Genomic DNA, 18776 nt, shown 5'->3' on the forward strand with positions numbered 1-18776 from the left:
AAAGGGGAAATGAAAATGGCTGGACAAATTCGTATGTCACCAGAGGAGCTTAAATCAAAAGCGGCTCGATATGGACAAGGTGCAAATCAAATTGAGGACATTTTAAGTCAACTACAAAACTTACAAAATGAATTAAGAGGAGAATGGGAAGGACGTGCTTTTGAAGGTTTTGACCAACAGTTCAATCAATTAAAGCCAAAGGTACAAAACTTTGCACAGCTATTACAAGAAATTAATATGCAGCTTAATAAAACTGCAGAGGCTGTTGCTTCTCATGATGAAGAATTATCACGTAATTTCGGTTTGAAATAAAAATTATCATACTCTATATAACAAGCATTTCAAATGAGCCATACAGCTTATATTGTATGGCTCATTTGATTGCATGCCTAGCGAGCGATATTGATAGGGATATATATTTAATGAGATTTCTTTGATGCGTTTGGAAAATTTATAGAAAGGGTTTGAAAGAATGGGACAATTTCAAAGTAATTTACAAACAGCAACGCAAATTGCTACGAAAATGGAATCAGCCTCTGATAGGATTCAAAGTGCAACAACTCGTTCTATAACAAAGGCGACGCGTACAACATTATCTGTTAATTTGAAAGCACAAGAAGCGAATCAGCAAGTTTTAGACTTGACGAAACAATTTTCCACTGCCTTTCAACAAGCAGTTGATAATATTCATTCGGTATCTAATGAATTTGAGAGAATGGATAACGAACTTCACAATACTTTTCGCTAATGTGACAACCTACGTAAAGTAAAATAGTAGGAGGAATATGATGAGTCAAGATATTGAAAAACAAATTAATCAAGTAAATCAAAAGTTACGAAGTGTATTTGAAGAACAGGACCGAAATCAATCTGCGATTCAAGCTCAAGAACAAGCGGAAGCAGATTTTTATGAATGTAGAAGTCGAAATCGTCGTTTGTTTGATCGAATTTTAGGAACTTGGCATGGTGATAGAGAAATGTCCCAGTTTTTTATGAATACGTATCAAGATGCACAACATATTGAACGAAAAGTCACATTTGAATTGGAAAACAAAAAAGAAACATTGTTTAAAGAGAAACGAGATCTTAGTGATTTAGAAAACGACCTTTCATATCAGCAACAACAATTAGTAAAGGAGGCTAATTCATGAGTTTAAATATGTATTTGGGAGAAGTACAGAACCAAACTCAAAGTATGAATGCTGTATGTACGGCGACCATTCAAGGTATGGAACAAGCGATTCAGTCGATTGATGCTTTTGCAATTGATACTGTGTTACAAGGGCAAACGTATAGCAGTGCAAAATCATTTTTTGTACAAACTTTTCGTCCTCTAGCGCAAGGAATTATTTACTTATGTGAAGAACTAATCCGTCAGAATAATGCCTTTCCAAGTCAATTTCAATCACAGGTAGCTTCAACTGATGTTATTGAACAAGAAGTGTTAGAACAAATTCGAGAAATTGACCGAATGAAAACAAGTATGGAAGCTGTCAATCAAGCTATGCCAATTCCGGGTATGGATGCCATGGTAAATCTTTTTATTGTTATGAGGCAAAAACTGCAAGAAAAGCTGGATCATTTGTATCAATTCAATCAGACCTCTAGTAATAATTATAGTACAGCAATTCAATTAGCAGCGAGTATTGCTGCAGGTCTTGCGGAAGTCCAAAATGGAAAAGGTTTTAATGCTTTAACAGGGATATTTAGTGTGAAAGAATTAAATATGGAATGGACAGTAGCTATTCAAAAAAAATCAGAAGATAAAGTTCATTCTGTTCAAATTGAAAAAGAAGCTGTTAAAAATGATTGGTTTTTGATGGATTCAAAAGTAATAAAGGAAACAGCTGAGGAAACAGCTAATGGAGTAGCAACAGTTACTGGAGTAGTTGTAAAAGGAATTGGTAGTATAATAAATGGTAAAAAGTATGAAAAATCATTTACTGAGGAAAAGGGATATGGTGGTATATTTATTAAAGGTCTTACACTTGAAGCAGAGCCATTTGTAAGTTCTCGTACTTATGATAGATTTGATGTAAAAGATAAAGAAAAGAGAGAACAAACCTATGGACCTATGGTTGGTTTTACAGTAGCCCAAGCCGGAATAGAACAAGAGAATATTAAAGGATTTGGAATAGGAGCTGAGGCTAAAGTAGCTCTTGCTACTGCAGAGTTAGGCGCTCATGTGGAAAAGGGAAATTTACATATAGGAGCTGAAGCTACTCTAGTAAAATATGAGAGTGCTATAAAAATTCCTATTCCATTTATGGATAAAAAGTTACAAATTGGGGGATCAGCATCGCTTGGAACACTCGGGGGATCTTTTGAAGCTGGAAAAAGTGGATTCAAATTCCATGTACCATTTGGTCCTGGTGTAGGTTTATGGGGATTTGGTTTAGAAGTTAGTGTTAAGGAATAAAGGAGATAATTAGTATGAATAAAAAAGTGAAAAATTTTAAATATCTTATGATTATATTAGCTTGTATTGCAATTTTCGGTACAATTTTACCTAATGCATTGGATCCAAATGAAACATTAGCAGGTAACATTTCGGTTGCAGTTTTTGGTACAATTGGTACTTGTTTGTTGTTTTCTATCACTTATTTCATTATAAAAAAGGCTATTTTAAGAAGGGGAAACTAAGATGGGACAAAATTTAGAGTTAGAATTACTTCCAATAGGTTCTGTTGTAATGTTTAAAGATTGGGAACATCCATTAATGGTTTATGGAAGAAAACAGATGGATTCCGAAACAAAAAGAACATGGGATTATGTATGTTGTTATTTTCCTCATGGTAATATTTCTTCGGAGTATAATTTCTTTTTGAATCATGAAGATATTTCTAGTGTTTTACATCTTGGTTTTATTAATGAAACAGAATTAGAGTTTCAAAAATTATTTAAAAAAGAAGTTGAAGAAAAACGGTGATTCTTTTAAGCTGTTAGTGTTTTTGAAATAGTTAATGGATGAATGTTAATACATATATATTTAAAGGAAGGGGACTCTCTATGAAATTGCTTCGTTCATTTCTCATTTTCACTCTTGTTGTATTGTTAAGCGCATGTAATACAGCAACAAAAGTCACAAAGGTTCAAAAAAATGGCGAAACGACTTTAACAATTGGTTCTTTGCAGGGGTATTACGATGTACAAACGCTTAAAGCTGAAAAAGGAAATGTGGAAATTCCTTATGAGGCAGCAGTTGAAGAAGGTACGATTTTATTGCAAGTCACAAAAGACGATAAGGTCATTTATGAAGAAGAAGTCACTTCTCAAAAAGAAGGTTTGCTTTCTTTTGAAGCGCCAAAACCCGGATCATATGATTTAATTGTACGTGTGAAGGGTGAAGAAGAGAAAGCAAAAGGAATTCAAATACATACAAAGCTATAAAAAATGGAAATTGGGTTTTACCCGTTTGCCAATTCTATTTCTAGTTGGTTTTGGTAATACATGCTTATTAATTTTAAGAAGTAAACGTAAAGTAGCTCCAAAATATACAATAAAAATTGATTTTGGAGCTACTTTCACTTTTGGTGATTCGATTCTTAATAAAACATTTAATAAATTTTATAATAATTTAATTCTAATCATTAAAAATCCTACTTTTTCTTACTTTAATAGTTTCTAAAATATAAATAAGAATACCTAAACCAAATATCTTTTCAGCATTAGAAATATTATTACCTAATTTAATAATAGGTACATTTAATCCGAATTTTTCACTCCATTCTAAAGGCATATATCCTTTTTTACAGTTTATTAATATACGATCATCTATTGTACGAAAAGATGTTTCAAAAAAATCAAATTCAACTTCTATCTCAGAAAGTTTTATCTCTTTTTCATTTATTAAAGAACCACGTACCATTCCAAATCCCTGTATAATATTTTCTTTAAACATGCCTACACAATTATAATTTGAATCATAAATAGCCCAATCATAATTTTCAATTTCACTATGAAAGTATGCAAGAATTTCTCCATCACTTGCTTCTAATCCAAAAACTTCTTTATTTTTTAAAATAGGTAATGTTGAAGAAATCATCTTTGTTCCTGCTACATATCTTCCATCAGGAGTATATAAACCTAAATGTTTATTATTGCCGGGTAATTCTAACAAAACATAAGTATCAATATCCCAAAATGTTAAATCATTTTTAACTATATTTTTTTCTAGTAAATTTCCTTTTTTTAATTGCCAAAATCCAATACTAAAAAATACAAGAGAAGCTATAATAATTAAGATTACTGGTCCCCAATTAATATTACCCCAAGTATTATACATACCAATTAATCCATAAAGAAAAAGCCCAGTTCCAATTAAACACTTAAACTTCCCCTTTTTTTTATAATACTCAAATAATTCCACACAAACACCTCTATCAGTTGATTTTAATACTCCAATTATTCTTTAAATATAACAAAGAAAAAATGTATAATCTAACGTTTTTTCGAAAATATAATTTGAAAATAGTAATTCTAAATAAATTAAATTTGAAATGTATCAAGAATATTATCTTTTTCTTCTTTATTGATTCCAATATATTTGAGTGTAATTTGTGGTGTGCTGTGGTTTAATATTTCCTGCAACATAGCCACGTCTTTTGTTTGTTTATAGAACCAATAGCCGAAGCTTTTGCGCATGGTGTGAGTCCTAATAGATTCGATACCGGCAAAATCTCCGGCTTTTTGAAATTTTTGATAAGCCTAGATCTTATTAATGGGGTGATCTTCTTTTCGAGAAGGGAATAATATTTCACAGAAGGTGTAAAATGGGATGTTGATTTAGATGGTGATGGTGAAGATGATAGTATTAAGGATATGGTGAAAACGGGTGCGAAAAAAACTTGGTCAACAGTAGCGGGGTGGTTTAATTAATATGAAAAAAAGTATAGATTTTAATAAAAAAGCTTTTGCACATTATATGGCTCTTTATCCTGTAAATGAAATAAGAGTCCATGTAATTGGTCTTGTCCTTTTGGGGGCAGACGTGTTTGTTCTTTTGCCTGCTTTTGCGAATCCTTTTCGATTACTCTATGTATATATAGTAACTCCTCCAGTTATTTTTTTAAATTTGTGGGCGATATGGATTGCTATCAATCCTCGGAAACGACAATTACAATACACTCTATTTCGAGGAGTATATGGCACCATATGTTCAGTCGGATTATTGGTTATAACTCAAAAATATGCTTATGAAGTGTTACAATTACAAACTCCCATCTATTTTATTCTTTCAGTTGGTTTGTATGGTTTTGCTTTGTATTATTTTTATAAAAATCATATTGAAAAACTTCAGGAACCAAGAAAAAAATCAAAGTCGTCGAAAGGAACTGGTGGTGTAAAAGTAGCAGCTATTGCAGCGGGATTGGGGCAGTTAATTGCTAATATAATTCTTAGCATTGCAACACAACAGATGGGGGCAATTGTATTTATGTCTGCATGCACAGTGATTTCGTTTGTTTTGTTTTATATGATTATAGAACTCTATAAGTATTATTATTTACGGAAGCATATAGAAGATGGAGGGAAAATACGTATAGGCTTTTAAAGAAAATTTGTTGAATTTTAAGTATATAATCGCATTCTTCTTATGGAAGCCATTCACGAGGCTTATAGCAATAAAAGATGTATAAGTGGAAGATTATATTCTGGTAAAACATCTGAAGGAATGGAAATTAGGTTTGTTCTTATTAATGATAAGATTATAACTGTTTATCCAATGTATTAAAGAATGTGAGGTACTCAAAAATGAAAGTAACTACTCAGCCCATAGTTAAAAATGCAAGACAATATAGAGGTAATTGCTAAGAAGCACTCCCCCTAAGTTTCAGATGAAATTAAATGATTGAATATTTATATTTAAATAACCGACTATTTATGCTTTAATATTTCTATGTACATAACTGGGATGATTAGGAAATTATATTTAATATGTTTTAAGAAAGGGGAATGTTTTTTATATGGAAACTCCAGAAAATCAATTTAAACGTGCACTTAATCCTTGGTTCTCCATTTGGACAAAACCACGTGATACAATGAAAGAAATTTTTATATCCAAACCTAAGAATGTGTTTTTACTCATTTTATTAGGCTCATTCGTACAGACTTTAGATCGAGCATCTTCTAAAAATATGGCGGATTCAATAAGTAGTCCATTTTCAATAATCTCAATAGTTATATTCGGTACCTTCGTTGTTTTCTTAACTTATTATTTTTTGCTACCAGCGTTATTTAATTGGGTGGCAAAAAAACTTGGTGGACAAGGTACCTTTGAAAAAACACGTTACTCAGTTGCCTATTCTTATATCCCTTACGTTTATTCTCTTATATTAGTTTGGATGCCTTCATTTTTCTTGTTTGGGATAGAAAACTTTACGAGTGAGACACCGAAAATGGATAGTAGCATAACTTTAACGATTTTGTTTCTTATTTTTGCCATAATTGATGTAGTTATTGGAATTTGGACAATCATTATTTCCTTAAAATGTTTAGGAGAAGCACACCAATTTTCAGCATGGAAAGCATTATTAACAATAATAGTGTCCTTTATGATTATCATTCTTCCTTTGGTAATAATAGTATTTCTTATAGTAGGGGTTATAACCCTTTAATAATTTATTTGCTTCTTATTTATCCAAACGTTTTCTACGCGCTGTTAGTAATATTGACTTGCTGCGGTGTACTAGTGGTTAACACGTGAAAATAGAGATATAAAAGAATTATCGTAACTACTCAGCCAGTAGTTACAAATGAAATATATATAAAGTGACAAAAAATGAAGACCTAGATTCTTTAAAAATAGAATTACCAAAAGAACTAGAAATTGTAGCAACATTTTTAGAAAACGATATCCAAGGGATTCCAGTTAAATGGTGGTTACAAAAAATCGATGAAGTATTAAATAATTTAAAAGAATATAATGAATTTCAAGGTACATTATGTGCAATTCAAGTAAAAAAGGATGAAACTATACTTGTAGATTTATATTCTATCCATGATCCTAATATATGTAAGATTGAAACAACTGAACTTAGAAATTTAATTAAGGTTTGGGGACAAGCACAAAAAATGTATAAAATATAATAACTAAAAAATTAACTTTTATAAAAACATTGAAATTAAAATTCTTCTTAAGCGTGGGCCCAATAGCTCACGCCTTTTATTTTGAGTGACTACAACATTTATTTTTTAAATTTATAATCATACTATTTGTTACGAACAAACTTTCAAAGAATCTATTGGTGCTTCATTTGCTGTTACATAGTATGTTTTTCTGTTGCTATTGTATACTTAAATATAATCCCAGTGCCAACCTTTACCATCTAACCAGCCAGTAAAGTCATCTGAAAAAGAAAGAAAAGATTGTCCATCTTTTTAATTAGGGGTACAGCCAATGTACTAACATAAAATCCATGCTAAGGATTATTTGCAAAGTAACAATACTGTACATTTTTGTTACTTTGTAATCTGATAATGGAAAAAAATACAGACTTTAATCTAAAATTACATGTATCTCAGCTGAATCCTAATGAGATGTTTTTTTTTGATTATTTACCTTCTATCTCTTTGTTTACAACGCTTTGAATGTATGCTTTTCTTGCTAACTTTGAGGATATCAGGGGAATTGGGATGAAGTCAATATTTTTACGGATTCGAATGTAAACTAATAATAAAAAGTTTGCTTTCAAATTAGAAAAGGTTAGTCCCTCACTCCACTCCAGCTAAAAACCTCACACCCAAAAACAAAGGGGAACTCAATTGTTCAAACTCATATAAAGTTTCAATCTTGTCTAAGCATCCATTAGGATATACAATTGATCATCTATTTTTCTTTACATAATCTCCAGATACAGTCCATATCAACTATAGATTCTTGTCTTATGCTAAATGTAATCAAAAAGCAAGTAGATAAAGATAATGACTAAAACATTAACTCTAGATACTTTTTTGATGAATATTACAAATAAACAGGAGGTAATGAAAAATGATTAAAACGTTATTAGCAGGAGCACTTTTAAGTACAGGATTGGTAGCGGGAGGTGCAGTAGGTGCAGATGATGCGAAAATGGACAATTTAAAATCAAATGAAGATAGTTCAAATCAAGTAATTACACAAAGTGCAGATGGAACAACGTCTTTCTCACAAAACTTTGATTTACCTAAAGATGCATTGCCAGCAACTCCTAAAGGAGACGCAAAAACTGTTGAAAGAACAGAAGGTACAGGTTCTCAAGAAGGAAAAATGGTACCAACAAAAGAAGGTACAGATTCTCAACCTGGATTTGAAATGGGAGCCCCTGAAAAACCAGAGCATGCAAAAACTGTTGAAAGAACAGAGGGCACAGACTCTCAAGAAGGAAAAATGGTACCAACAAAAGAAGGAAATTAAATAATATATAGTTATAACGAAGAGCATCCAAAAAGTGGTGCTCTTTTTATATTATAGGAATCAACTGGTTTTACTCAATATAGAACTGTAGCGGGAATTCAAGCTAGAATATGGGTTACTGTCTCTTCAAATCATGGTCTTTGAAGCACTAGTTTTGGTGGTAACGTTACAACATAAACATTTTATTAAAGATTTTTTAAATTTACATACACTCTAGATAGACTACATATCAACTTCAGATACTTGTTTTATGATACAAGTAATCAAACAAAAGGAGGGCAATACAAAATGATTACAACAGTATTAACAGGGCACTCTTTTAAGTACAGGAGATTATTAACAAGTGGAGAAAATGTTGAAGATGTACAGACAGATAAACATATTCCATATGAACAAAATGAATTGCAGCAAGCTCTAGAAAAGTGCGATTCGAAGAAATTTGAGTTATAAAAAGAAAAAAAATAAATATAGTGAAAATAGATAAATTGACAAGAGAAAAGCACTTTGTGTATATCACAGGTGCTTTTTATTTTCATTTTAATATAGGGCTTGAATTAAATTTTTACACTAAAATATATACGGCAAAAAGGGGGGAGTTCATTGCACAAAGTTATTTATGGAATATTAATTTTAATTTATACTTTGTATTCATTTTTTGTAAGTGATGGAAGTGAAGTAAGGTTTATTATGGTGTTAACTATAGTACTTATCTTTTCTGTGGTTTTAGAAAAAGGAAATGCAAACAAAACGACTGATTAAAGGTCTTTTTGTTTGCATTTTTTAGTTGGCTATTACAGTCCAGATGTTTTAGGGATAGCACCAAATCGCCATCAAGCTTAAAGAACGATTTATCCCCAAACAATAAAAATGAGCTTTTTATTATAAGTTAGCACCAAATTTCGTTTTTGGGACACTATTAAATTTTTAGTTGATGAAAACACCCGCCTAAAATAGAAAACTTTTAACCTATTATCATTTATTCCGTAGCTTTTAAGGTATTTAACACGACTTTGGTTGCATCTGCAATAAGTTTATCATCGTATTTAGCATCTTCTTTATCATGATTAGAAAGTATAGCAAGAACAATCGGCTTTTTATTTGGTGGCCAAATAATTGCGATGTCATTTCTTGTTCCGTAAGATCCCGCGCCTGTTTTATCAGCTACTTCCCATCCTTTTGGTACGCCAGCGCGAATCAAATTATCTCCAGTTGTATTTCTCTTCATCCAATCTACTAATAGCTCACGTTTTTCTATTGGAAGTGCAGTTCCTAATGTAAATGATTGAAGTGTCTTAGCTATCGCTTCTGGTGTACTGGTATCATGTGTTTCTCCTGGATGCACTTCATTTAATTCAGGTTCAACTTGTTCTGAAGTAGTAACAGTATCTCCCATTTCTCTCAAGATTTTTTCAAATTCAGAGGGACCCCCTAACTGTTTAAGAATCAAATTATGTGCTGTGCTATCACTATATCGAACAGAAGCATCTGCAAGTTCTTTTAACGTCATTCCTGTATCAACATGCTTTTCAGTAATTGGATTATAATTAGAAAGATCTTCATGAGTATACGTAATCCTTTGATCAAGAGCTTCTAATGAGTTCTTGCGTAAAAGAGCGCCCACAGCTAATGATTTAGATGTAGATGCAAATGCAAAACGATCGTCTGAATGATAAGCAACAGTTTGATTCGTACCTGTGTCCAGTGCATAAATACCAAGCTTAGCATCATATTCTTTTTCAAGTTTAGCAAAAGATTGATTACCTGTATTTTTCTGTTTAATTTGATTCGTTTGATTCGCTTGTTTAGGTGGTTCAGATTGAGTGTTACTATTGGAACAGCCTATAAGTGATACACATGAAAGTAATACTACAGGTACAATCTTTTTGTAATGTAAAATGTTAAAGAACTTGTTTAAAACGAACATAAATTTTCAACCTCTTTCAAGAATATATGGATTTTGTCTAGGTATTCTAAATACCAATGCAATTAAAGATGGCATAGGGTAACAATACTACTGCAGCTGAAATTTCACAGGTTAAATGACATCCAAAACGTTTATCCCGCTATTCGCCGGGCAGTAAGACCCCCACCTCAAAATTCAGCGGAAGCAAAGAAGTTAAGTGGGGGTCGGGCTGCCCGTAAAAGCCCGATTGGTGAGGGCTGATAATCAGTGGGGGATGAACAAAACCCCCACTGATTAAAGTTTCACTTTATATGATTGATAAGTCACGGGTTGGGTTGTTTCTTTTTTGTTTCCACTTGTAATGGTTCACCTGTGAAAGTATTAAACTTGTAATACTTAACCGTAGTATTACGATGCATATTTTTCACTTTTTGGGATAATAAGTCCTTTCATTTTTTTGTAATACATAAGAATAGATGTCAAACGGGATATGTTGTATCCAATCTGGACAACTCATATTAGAAATACACTTATTAGACACTCTAAGTAATAAATTTGTTCCACTTTAAGATGAGGAAGAATTTGGGGTTTGTAAAATAACAATGGAACTACGTGTTTTTTCGTCATACAAAAACCTCTACATATAAATAGAAGAAATGGGAGAACAAATGGGGGCCTCCAGAACAACCGCAAGAAGATATTTAGAATACTTAGTAGCGACAAACGAATGCACAGTAGAGTACACATACGGCATTATCGGGCGACCAGAAAGAAAATATCGAATAGGACGAGGGTTATGAAAAAATGATTATTACTATGTATATTGCTCATGACAGGAGTAATAGCTGGTTGTTCGTCGGAAAAACCTCAAACGAATACAGTAAACATAGACAAAGTAGAAATCGTTGCGCCGAACGTTCAAGGGGCAGGATGGGACTTAACAGCACGAGCGATGCAAAAAACGCTAACAGAAGAAAAAATCTTCACAAAACCAATCACAGTCACAAACAAAGTAGGCGGCAGCGGTGATGTCGGATGGAAATATACGAAACAAAAAGGCGGTCACGTACTTGCGATTAACTCAAGCTTACTCATAACGAACAACCTACTAGGCCACAGTAAACTAACATATAAAGACTTCACACCGCTCGCGCTACTTGCATCAGACTGGGAAGTCGTTGTCGTATCAAAAGACTCAAACATAGAAAACGCAAACCAACTAATAGAACAACTAAAACAAGACAAGAAAAACTTCAAAATCGGCGTTGCCCCTGGCCTAGGAAACGACGATCACCTATCCTTCGTACAAGTAAGCAAAGCATTCGGCATAAACCCTGCTGAACTAGAATTCTTCGTCTACGAAAACAAAGAAAAAATCATAAACGCCCTAACGAACAAACAAATTAACGCCGCAACAATGACGCTATCAGAAGCCGAAAAACAATACAAAGCCGGCAACATAAAAATACTAGCCGTATCCTCAGAAAAACGACTAGACCGACTACCGGACATTCCGACTTGGAAAGAACAAGGAATTGATGTTGTATTTCAGTACTGAAAAGGGATTATGGGCCCGAAGGATATGACGGAGGAAGAGGTTGCTTATTGGGATGATGTGATTAGGAGGATGGCCCAGAGTGATACTTGGAAGGGGATTTTGAGGGAGAGGGGTTGGGAGAGTTTTTATAAGGATAGTGGGGAGACTAGGTTTTTTTTTGAGGAGCGTGTTAAGGACTATGGGAAGGTGATAGTGATTTAATGTTTAATAGGACATGTGGTTTTAAGTATGTATAAAGTGTAAATGCGATGCTATGGATATAGGATCTGTGAGTTTATCTAGATGGACGTAAAATAATCTGATTCTAGCTGAAGGTTATTTATCTATTGCTTGAATGTAAATAACATTTCAGGGAGTTACATGCTTACTAAAAAGCCAGTAGGGAGAGCATATGAGTGAGGTAGTAGGAATTTATTTATGTAGTTAATTTGAGAAATTATGTTTGTTCTTGGGATTTTCTATTGAGACTATTAGTCAAAGGCCATGAAATAATTCTTCTAAAGTAATACCTAATCCACGTGTTATTTTTGCTAAACTTTCTATTGTAACGTTTTTTTCACCACGTTCAATGGCACCTATATGATTTGTATGTATATCGGATAATTCTCCTAAACGTTCTTGACTTAAGTTTTGTTCTTTCCTTAGGAATCGAATACGTTCGCCTAATACTTTGATGAGTTCCATCTTTTCAACATCCTATCTATGTACCAATAAATTTTTATCTTATTATAACATTTATAATTCGCATTGTGGTAAGCATTACATATAGGGTGCCAATAAACGAGTTAGAAATTAAATTTTGGGATTTATTTTGTATATAGGTAAAGTTTCGCAGATACTTAAATGTTGATATATCAGTAAAATTAAATTAGTATTAACAAGGATATATATTAGATAGTATGCCATAAATTATGTCGAAAAGACTTTGAGATAAAGAATGTTGTCCTTTTATGGAGCTGAAAAGTCTTTTTTGTTGATTACTAAAAGAAAATGGAATAGGATACAATAAAAATAATAGAAGATAAGTATCAAATTCTGTATGGGAGGGAAGAAAAGTGCCTGTTTATTGTAAGGGTGAATTTTTTAATGGTCCCGGCGGCTTTGCAGTGGGTGCTCGTATGGCAAGAGTTGTAGATAGAAATGGTGAAGAGTATAAGGTAGAACATACTTGGTCGAATGAAATTTGTCCAGACGCAGCTAAAACCTATGCGAATAATATTTGTCCAATGGCTCCTGATACAGTGATTGTTCAAGATGTTCGTACGTTAGAAATTGAGAGTGACCCACGATTAACCCCGATTGATGCATTTGTTTTTGGCTTTCCTTGCAATGACTTTAGTATTGTAGGTGAGCAGAGGGGGATAGATGGTGATTTTGGTCCACTATATAGCTATGGGATTCGTGTATTAACACAGCATCAACCCCAATGGTTTATCGCTGAAAATGTAAGTGGATTACAAAGTGCTAATGATGGCGGTGCGTTTGTTCAGATCTTACGTGAAATGCAAGCAGCAGGATACGCAATTACGCCTCATTTATATAAATTTGAAGAGTATGGGGTTCCGCAAGCGAGACATCGAATTATTATTGTAGGGATTAGAAATGACATAGAAGCTGAATATAAAGTGCCTGCACCAACTCATGGACCAGGTAGAGAATATCCATATGTTACTGCCGCACAAGCTTTGGAAAATATTCCAGAAGAAGCTGCAAATCATGAATTTACAAGACATAAGCAGAAAGTGATTGATATGTTAAATCATATTCCACCTGGTGAAAATGCGTGGTATGAAGGGATTCCGGAACATCTTCGTTTAAATGTAAAGGGTGCAAAATTAAGCCAAATTTATAAAAGATTAAATCCTAATACACCTTCTTATACAATTACAGGAAGTGGCGGAGGTGGGACCCATGGCTATCATTGGGACGAGCCACGTGCATTAACTAATCGTGAACGAGCTAGGATACAAACGTTCCCAGACGATTTCATCTTCTCAGGTGGAAAAGAAAAGGTTCGTCAGCAGATTGGAATGGCAGTGCCACCGCTTGCGGCAAAAATCATTGTAGAGTCCGTATTGAAAACGTTAGCGGGTGTAGAATATGAATATACACAGCCGAAATGGAATATTAATAAACTATTAGGAGAACAAGAGCTACCTGCGCTTGTATAAAATAAGAGGCTGTTCCTAGGGGAACAACCTCTTATTTTTAGTTTTGGTTTATTTCCTTATATAGAGAAGGAAATGTGACGAATCCTTTATTGTTAATTGCACGTAAGAATAGCAATACTCTTTCTTCTTTTGATAAATTATTTTCTATACAATAGTCTAAGAAGCTTAATAAAGTTTTTGCGTTCATTATAAAACCTTTTACTTCACGACCAGCAATATGATTTTTAGCTTTTTCAGTAATTTTACCTAAATTTCTTTCTCCACCGATTTGATCAGCTGCAATATAACCAAAGAAGCTTACATTTCTCCCTTGATATCCCTCGTAATTTGGAATATATTCACTTGCCATATGGGAAGCAAGGTTTGCTGGAAGAGAGAACTTACTACTACGGTAATTTTTAGCATCAATTAGCCCTAATCCATTATTTCCATATAATAAAACAATTTCGATTTCCGTATGATCACCGGTTGTGGATTTTGGTCGCATAACAACGGTGAACCCGATTTGAGTTAAAATCTCACCAGTTTTGTCCTCGAACGCTAGATTATCTTTTTCTGATAAATAAGCTTCATAAAAGTCTTCATTTGAGAATGCATAACCTTGCTCTTCTAATTTTTCTTCAATAATTGATAAAGATTCAATTGGATTGAATCCAGCTATTTCTAGTAATTCTATTGCTCTGTCTTTGTTATCTTCGGATAGAACGGATACTCCTGATAGAGCTTCTTGAATAAGTAATGTCCGTTTACCTTTATTTGTAGCCGGTTTTTTATCATGAAAATGAGTTGCTTTATAGCTAGCTATATCTAGTCCATTATTTTCGGCCATCCGTTCTAAAGAAAACTGATAACGATTATTAAAAGGATATCGTTTGTCATACTCCTCTATTTTTTGTGTTATTTCTTCAATGTGTATAGGGTTAACACGTAAGCATTCTCCACGAATATATTCTACAAATCCTGTGTAATCACAAAGTAACATGAATGTATGTGCTACATCTGAATGAGCTGTTTCGAATCCACGTGCAGCACTGTCAGAGCGGCTACGATGTTCATATTGCTCGGCGATACCCATTTTTATTTGTTTTTTTTCTTCTTCATTTGCCTTACGGAATTTTAGAATGTTTTGCGTTACTTGATGTAATTGATTATCCTTTGACGCCGTTAACACAAAGTAAGTTATTTCTTCTTTTGTTACATAATATCCTAGTGATTTTTGATTGGCTAATTTAATTAGGAAACGCGCTGGGCGAATTTTGAAATAAGATACAAATTTCGGTCTGAACCCTGTTTCCATAAAATAGGCATTTGGTATTTGTAAAGTAAGAATTTGTTTCGAAATATTTTCGAACACATTCTCTCTATTCAGTAAAGCCTTACCTACCTTAGTAGGAACTAAATATCCACTTTCATTTATGTATATATAAGCGAATGTTTTTAACATGGCGACCCATGTACGACCGCCAGAACCATCAGTACTAATAGTAGGTGTTTTTAATTCTCTATTTCCTAGGACTTCTTCATACCTTCTATGTAATTCTCTATTTCCTTTCCAAGGATGTTGAAAATTATTTGTGGCCTCTTGTAGTGCGCTGAGGGCAAGAGCGTGAAATTTTGGGTCTCTTTCTGGACGGGTAATAAACCATATCTTTCTTTCTGTCATTCATGTTCCTCCTAATTACCTATGTAATTCACTGCTTTATATCTATGTATTGTTGATTTCTTTTTTATTATGTTAATACTTTTTATGGTAGCATAATTGGCATAAAAATGGTTTTAATTTTTATAAGTTATTTATATATGAAAATGATTTATAGGATGATTGACAGAAACCTAAGTTACCTAAAAATAAAACTCTATTTGGATGTATTTCAATTAGGTTGAATGCTAAGAAAGAGATGGGGAGGATTGAAGTTCTCTTCGAAATGCTATTTTATTGAATATATGGTGGTTTATGAAATATAATTACTCTATGCACTTAATAATTTTAATATTATATTTAAGGAATGGAGGGGTTTTTCATGGCAAATGCTGGCGATTTTTTTATAACTACTTTGAGAAAAGCTCATTTAGAATGGGGATCTTATAGGCACACTAGTACAAGAGGTGTTGTTTACGGTGAAGGATACTTGCAAGTACCTAGGTATGAAGCGAAAAGAATAGGAATTTATAATAGTAATCATCCTGGACAGATGAATATCCTTACATGTAGTTCAGCGGATGGTTTTTTAGAGAATGTTACAGTAAAAGCAGCTGGTTCTATGAAAGCTAGGGATGAGTATGCTAAACAATTACAGGGGAATGGGGATTTACAATTATTTGGAGATTGGTTTAATCATATTAATGCACAAGTGGGAGATAGAGTAAAAATTACTTGGGTTACTTCGAATGCTATTGTAATAGAGAAGATTTAATTTGAAAAACTATTGAATATATTTCTTAAATAAAGTTGGTTTTTTTCTGTAATAATGCTACGTTTTAATAATTATTATAGAAAAGGTATTCGGAATTTTAATATAAAAGAGCTTCTCTAGAGAGAAGTTCTTTTGTATGTACAAAATAGTTTAGAAGTCCTGAGATGTAATTAAGCATTTGTTTTAAATATTAAAAAGGTGGGTATTTATGAGGCCAATTGATATAAAGAAAGTAGAAGAGTTTAAAAAAAGTTTTCAGGCAAAGAAGAAAAAGGGAGGGCTCCTTGAATATATTAAATTGGAATATGAAACGAAGGGAATGGAATTTCATAGACTGTTTTTACATAGTGGATGTGCTTTGGGAATGAGTCTAGGTGATTTAAATCTTTTATTAGAGAAGTTAAATTCGTTAAATTTAGAAATTTATTCCTTAATTGCCAAAGATATTGAATTTGCAATTTATTTAAATGAAAGAATTAAGGGTTGTAATAATATAATTAAGGTGGCTTATTTAAATTCTAATAAAAAAATATATATCGAGGATTTATTTTCTTATTTAGAGTATGTAAATTTCAATATGCGTAATAGTGGGATAGGTATAGATGATAAAACATATGAAAGTGAAATTCTTAATTCGCAATATAACCATCTTTTAGATAGCTTTCCAGGCATAATTGAATTTATCAAAGAGTATGGCATTAAAGCAAGGCTTAAAGAGCCAAAGAGAATTAATAAGGAATGTAAGACAATATTTCAAGTAATTGCTACTAAGTATTCTTTGAGGAATTTTTTTCTTTCATTATCAACAGAGTTAATAAAACCAGAAAAATTAGAAAATTATAAAGTGAAGAATATAGATGTAGGGAAAGTGTTTTTTTTAAGACATAACGTACCATATTGGTCTAGTTTAGAAAGGTATAGGGATCTGAATTTTACTTATCAACAGGATCATATTATAGATAGTCAAGAAATGTTTGACATAATGAAGAAAACAAAGAGTATAAAATCATATTCTGGAGGAGAGATTCTTCATATGGATCTTTCAAAGGAAAATATTTGGAAAGCTGATACGGATATCTGGTCTGCATTCAAATTATTAGTTCCTATATATGGGGATGAGTGGGTTAAGTTTAGTGTGAAAAACTATGAAGTTGAGTATGTCATTAATGATCTATTAACTGTATACAAAGCTATATATAAATTGGCGTTAGATATTGAAGACAATATGGGGATGGATACTGGCAATTTTATAAAAATATATGGTGAAAAACAATTAATAAGATATTTAGGATTAGAGCAATCTCACAAGATTTTGTTACAGTTTTTATCTTATGATTTAAATGCTAAACAAGAAAATACATCATTTCTTGTAAGGTATAAGCCATTAATGAGACGAGGAGATATATATTATATAATACCAGCTTGGATCCAATGTGTTGCACCTCAAAAAGCTATTGATAAGATCCTTTCAAGTGATGAGATTCAATTGCAGCTGAATGATAAAACGAATAAAGGGTATGTGTTTGAAAAATCAATAGAGTTGTTTTTTAACAAAATTAATATATGTTTTAATAAATTAGATAGGGATGAAGCTAATGGCCTGCCGGAGATAGATGGTATGTTTGTATTAGGTGAATATATATTTATCTTTGATGCAAAAGCTACTATAAAGCCTGAAAATCTTATAGAAGTGTATAATAATTTACAAGGTCATCTTTATAAGGCGTATAATCAATTAGTTGAAAGGCTTAATGTACTAATATCCAGTAAAAAAAATCAAGATCTTATAAAGGAGAAAACAGGAATTGATGTCTCGGGAAAGAGAATTGTTCCTTTTATATTATTAAATCACCATTATTTTAATGGTTATCGAGAATTAAAAATAAACGGTGGGGATCAAGAATACCATATACCTATTATTGATTTCTTTACTTTAAAACAGGTTATGGAATTCAGAAAGATACCTGTTTGGGAGTATAATGAAAAGAGTGAAAGCTATTATAGAAGTGAAATTCCTTTTGAGAATTTTCAAAGTGGAATGGAGTTATCTCTTTATCTGTCGCAACAAATAAAAGGGATGTTAAGTGAGGAGAAGCCAGCATATCAATTGACAGAGGAAGGAATTCTATTTAAAATCGTAAAACCTTTTAAATATAAGGCTAAATGAGAGTAAATTATCATTGTTTTTTTGGGGAGGGATATAAAAATAGAATTAAGGAATTAATGATATTAGTAACAGTTGCAACTTAATTTAGAGAGTAAAATAGAAAAACTGGCCTTTTTGAGAAGAGAAAAGGACAATTTTTCTATTTTTTATTAGTCTGCATATCGAACGCAT

At 32.5% G+C, this 18776-nt stretch carries 21 protein-coding genes and 3 pseudogenes; 19 read left to right on the plus strand and 5 right to left on the minus strand.

The genetic code is table 11. The features are described from left to right. Positions 1-15 precede the first annotated feature (15 nt). The 7 genes from EXW56_RS04660 to EXW56_RS04690 all read left to right on the plus strand — a co-directional run bounded on the left by EXW56_RS04660 (position 16) and on the right by EXW56_RS04690 (position 3390). Entirely contained in the window at positions 16-312 is a 297-nt protein-coding gene (locus tag EXW56_RS04660; RefSeq protein WP_000918591.1) for a WXG100 family type VII secretion target, read from the plus strand. Between the two features lie 160 nt (positions 313-472). Further along, positions 473-748, plus strand: a complete 276-nt coding sequence (locus EXW56_RS04665) for a TIGR04197 family type VII secretion effector (protein ID WP_002201592.1) — start codon at positions 473-475, stop codon at positions 746-748. Positions 749-788: 40 nt separating this feature from the next. Next, positions 789-1151 carry a DUF3958 family protein gene (locus EXW56_RS04670; protein WP_002201591.1) on the plus strand — a complete coding sequence of 121 codons (363 nt, stop codon included), beginning with the start codon at positions 789-791 and terminating at the stop codon, positions 1149-1151. Then, complete coding sequence (locus EXW56_RS04675; protein WP_002201590.1) at positions 1148-2419, plus strand: T7SS effector LXG polymorphic toxin; 1272 nt, start codon at positions 1148-1150, stop codon at positions 2417-2419. The genes EXW56_RS04670 and EXW56_RS04675 overlap by 4 nt, the downstream gene beginning before the upstream one ends. A 14-nt stretch (positions 2420-2433) precedes the next feature. Further along, the gene (locus EXW56_RS04680; protein ID WP_001036917.1) at positions 2434-2643 is read left to right on the plus strand and encodes a hypothetical protein; all 210 of its coding nucleotides are present in this window, start codon (positions 2434-2436) and stop codon (positions 2641-2643) included. 1 nt (position 2644) lies between these two features. Continuing rightward, positions 2645-2929 carry a DUF4176 domain-containing protein gene (locus tag EXW56_RS04685; protein ID WP_002201589.1) on the plus strand — a complete coding sequence of 95 codons (285 nt, stop codon included), beginning with the start codon at positions 2645-2647 and terminating at the stop codon, positions 2927-2929. Positions 2930-3009: 80 nt separating this feature from the next. Continuing rightward, complete coding sequence (locus EXW56_RS04690) at positions 3010-3390, plus strand: BA_1872 family lipoprotein (protein ID WP_000771852.1); 381 nt, start codon at positions 3010-3012, stop codon at positions 3388-3390. A gap of 193 nt (positions 3391-3583) precedes the next feature. Here the strand turns inward: EXW56_RS04690 and EXW56_RS04695 are convergent, their stop codons facing one another. Together EXW56_RS04695 and EXW56_RS04700 are read right to left on the minus strand one after the other, a co-directional pair. After that, positions 3584-4369 carry a hypothetical protein gene (locus EXW56_RS04695; RefSeq protein ID WP_002201588.1) on the minus strand — a complete coding sequence of 262 codons (786 nt, stop codon included), beginning with the start codon at positions 4367-4369 and terminating at the stop codon, positions 3584-3586. 119 nt (positions 4370-4488) lie between these two features. Further along, a pseudogene (locus EXW56_RS04700) lies at positions 4489-4752 on the minus strand (tyrosine-type recombinase/integrase); the annotation flags it as partial. Between the two features lie 127 nt (positions 4753-4879). On the opposite strand from EXW56_RS04700, the gene EXW56_RS04705 reads away from it, so the two are divergent. The 7 genes from EXW56_RS04705 (at position 4880) to EXW56_RS04735 (ending at position 9151) form a co-directional block, all read left to right on the plus strand. Next, the gene (locus tag EXW56_RS04705; protein ID WP_002201586.1) at positions 4880-5551 is read left to right on the plus strand and encodes a hypothetical protein; all 672 of its coding nucleotides are present in this window, start codon (positions 4880-4882) and stop codon (positions 5549-5551) included. A gap of 42 nt (positions 5552-5593) precedes the next feature. Then, positions 5594-5731: an EndoU domain-containing protein gene (locus tag EXW56_RS27910; RefSeq protein WP_078178966.1), complete on the plus strand. Its 138-nt coding sequence runs from the start codon at positions 5594-5596 to the stop codon at positions 5729-5731. A 232-nt stretch (positions 5732-5963) separates the two neighbouring features. Next, positions 5964-6614 carry a Yip1 family protein gene (locus EXW56_RS04715; protein WP_002201585.1) on the plus strand — a complete coding sequence of 217 codons (651 nt, stop codon included), beginning with the start codon at positions 5964-5966 and terminating at the stop codon, positions 6612-6614. Between the two features lie 154 nt (positions 6615-6768). Next, a complete protein-coding gene (locus tag EXW56_RS04720; RefSeq protein ID WP_002201584.1) occupies positions 6769-7086 on the plus strand; it encodes a hypothetical protein in 318 nt (105 codons plus the stop codon). A gap of 901 nt (positions 7087-7987) precedes the next feature. Then, positions 7988-8392 carry a hypothetical protein gene (locus EXW56_RS04725; RefSeq protein ID WP_002201583.1) on the plus strand — a complete coding sequence of 135 codons (405 nt, stop codon included), beginning with the start codon at positions 7988-7990 and terminating at the stop codon, positions 8390-8392. A 288-nt stretch (positions 8393-8680) separates the two neighbouring features. Beyond that, the gene (locus tag EXW56_RS04730) at positions 8681-8842 is read left to right on the plus strand and encodes a hypothetical protein (protein ID WP_215597236.1); all 162 of its coding nucleotides are present in this window, start codon (positions 8681-8683) and stop codon (positions 8840-8842) included. A gap of 150 nt (positions 8843-8992) precedes the next feature. Then, positions 8993-9151: a hypothetical protein gene (locus EXW56_RS04735; protein WP_002087303.1), complete on the plus strand. Its 159-nt coding sequence runs from the start codon at positions 8993-8995 to the stop codon at positions 9149-9151. 217 nt (positions 9152-9368) lie between these two features. On the opposite strand, the gene blaIII is transcribed toward EXW56_RS04735, so the two are convergent. Next, the gene (gene blaIII / locus EXW56_RS04740) at positions 9369-10316 is read right to left on the minus strand and encodes a class A beta-lactamase BlaIII (RefSeq protein WP_002201581.1); all 948 of its coding nucleotides are present in this window, start codon (positions 10314-10316) and stop codon (positions 9369-9371) included. Positions 10317-10942: 626 nt separating this feature from the next. On the opposite strand from blaIII, the pseudogene EXW56_RS04745 reads away from it, so the two are divergent. Together EXW56_RS04745 and EXW56_RS04750 are read left to right on the plus strand one after the other, a co-directional pair. Further along, positions 10943-11095: pseudogene (locus EXW56_RS04745) on the plus strand (DNA-binding response regulator); the annotation flags it as partial. Between the two features lie 29 nt (positions 11096-11124). After that, positions 11125-12054 (plus strand): annotated as a pseudogene (locus tag EXW56_RS04750) (tripartite tricarboxylate transporter substrate binding protein). 273 nt (positions 12055-12327) lie between these two features. Here EXW56_RS04750 and EXW56_RS04755 read toward each other — a convergent pair. After that, entirely contained in the window at positions 12328-12537 is a 210-nt protein-coding gene (locus EXW56_RS04755) for a helix-turn-helix domain-containing protein (RefSeq protein WP_215597237.1), read from the minus strand. Between the two features lie 371 nt (positions 12538-12908). On the opposite strand from EXW56_RS04755, the gene EXW56_RS04760 reads away from it, so the two are divergent. Next, positions 12909-14024: a DNA cytosine methyltransferase gene (locus EXW56_RS04760; RefSeq protein WP_215597238.1), complete on the plus strand. Its 1116-nt coding sequence runs from the start codon at positions 12909-12911 to the stop codon at positions 14022-14024. 37 nt (positions 14025-14061) lie between these two features. Here the strand turns inward: EXW56_RS04760 and EXW56_RS04765 are convergent, their stop codons facing one another. After that, complete coding sequence (locus tag EXW56_RS04765) at positions 14062-15687, minus strand: AlwI family type II restriction endonuclease (protein WP_215597239.1); 1626 nt, start codon at positions 15685-15687, stop codon at positions 14062-14064. A gap of 358 nt (positions 15688-16045) precedes the next feature. Here EXW56_RS04765 and EXW56_RS04770 point away from each other — a divergent pair, with 358 nt between their 5' ends. Together EXW56_RS04770 and EXW56_RS04775 are read left to right on the plus strand one after the other, a co-directional pair. After that, a complete protein-coding gene (locus EXW56_RS04770; protein ID WP_215597240.1) occupies positions 16046-16438 on the plus strand; it encodes a hypothetical protein in 393 nt (130 codons plus the stop codon). Between the two features lie 208 nt (positions 16439-16646). After that, positions 16647-18605 (plus strand): hypothetical protein, encoded by a 1959-nt coding sequence (locus EXW56_RS04775; RefSeq protein WP_215597241.1) that lies wholly within the window; start codon positions 16647-16649, stop codon positions 18603-18605. Positions 18606-18776 lie beyond the last annotated feature (171 nt).

The organism is Bacillus mycoides (assembly GCF_018742245.1).
GTDB lineage: Bacteria > Bacillota > Bacilli > Bacillales > Bacillaceae_G > Bacillus_A > Bacillus_A cereus_U.

Excerpts from the sequence above, each read along its gene's own strand:
- EXW56_RS04755 (WP_215597237.1), bottom strand. The coding sequence starts at position 12,537 with ATGGAACTCATCAAAGTATTAGGCGAACGTATTCGATTCCTAAGGAAA.
- EXW56_RS04660 (WP_000918591.1), top strand. The coding sequence starts at position 16 with ATGGCTGGACAAATTCGTATGTCACCAGAGGAGCTTAAATCAAAAGCG.
- EXW56_RS04730 (WP_215597236.1), top strand. The coding sequence starts at position 8,681 with ATGATTACAACAGTATTAACAGGGCACTCTTTTAAGTACAGGAGATTA.
- EXW56_RS04770 (WP_215597240.1), top strand. The coding sequence starts at position 16,046 with ATGGCAAATGCTGGCGATTTTTTTATAACTACTTTGAGAAAAGCTCAT.
- EXW56_RS04775 (WP_215597241.1), top strand. The coding sequence starts at position 16,647 with ATGAGGCCAATTGATATAAAGAAAGTAGAAGAGTTTAAAAAAAGTTTT.
- EXW56_RS27910 (WP_078178966.1), top strand. The coding sequence starts at position 5,594 with ATGGAAGCCATTCACGAGGCTTATAGCAATAAAAGATGTATAAGTGGA.
- EXW56_RS04665 (WP_002201592.1), top strand. The coding sequence starts at position 473 with ATGGGACAATTTCAAAGTAATTTACAAACAGCAACGCAAATTGCTACG.
- EXW56_RS04690 (WP_000771852.1), top strand. The coding sequence starts at position 3,010 with ATGAAATTGCTTCGTTCATTTCTCATTTTCACTCTTGTTGTATTGTTA.
- EXW56_RS04680 (WP_001036917.1), top strand. The coding sequence starts at position 2,434 with ATGAATAAAAAAGTGAAAAATTTTAAATATCTTATGATTATATTAGCT.
- blaIII (WP_002201581.1), bottom strand. The coding sequence starts at position 10,316 with ATGTTCGTTTTAAACAAGTTCTTTAACATTTTACATTACAAAAAGATT.
- EXW56_RS04765 (WP_215597239.1), bottom strand. The coding sequence starts at position 15,687 with ATGACAGAAAGAAAGATATGGTTTATTACCCGTCCAGAAAGAGACCCA.
- EXW56_RS04675 (WP_002201590.1), top strand. The coding sequence starts at position 1,148 with ATGAGTTTAAATATGTATTTGGGAGAAGTACAGAACCAAACTCAAAGT.
- EXW56_RS04670 (WP_002201591.1), top strand. The coding sequence starts at position 789 with ATGAGTCAAGATATTGAAAAACAAATTAATCAAGTAAATCAAAAGTTA.
- EXW56_RS04705 (WP_002201586.1), top strand. The coding sequence starts at position 4,880 with ATGAAAAAAAGTATAGATTTTAATAAAAAAGCTTTTGCACATTATATG.
- EXW56_RS04725 (WP_002201583.1), top strand. The coding sequence starts at position 7,988 with ATGATTAAAACGTTATTAGCAGGAGCACTTTTAAGTACAGGATTGGTA.
- EXW56_RS04715 (WP_002201585.1), top strand. The coding sequence starts at position 5,964 with ATGGAAACTCCAGAAAATCAATTTAAACGTGCACTTAATCCTTGGTTC.
- EXW56_RS04685 (WP_002201589.1), top strand. The coding sequence starts at position 2,645 with ATGGGACAAAATTTAGAGTTAGAATTACTTCCAATAGGTTCTGTTGTA.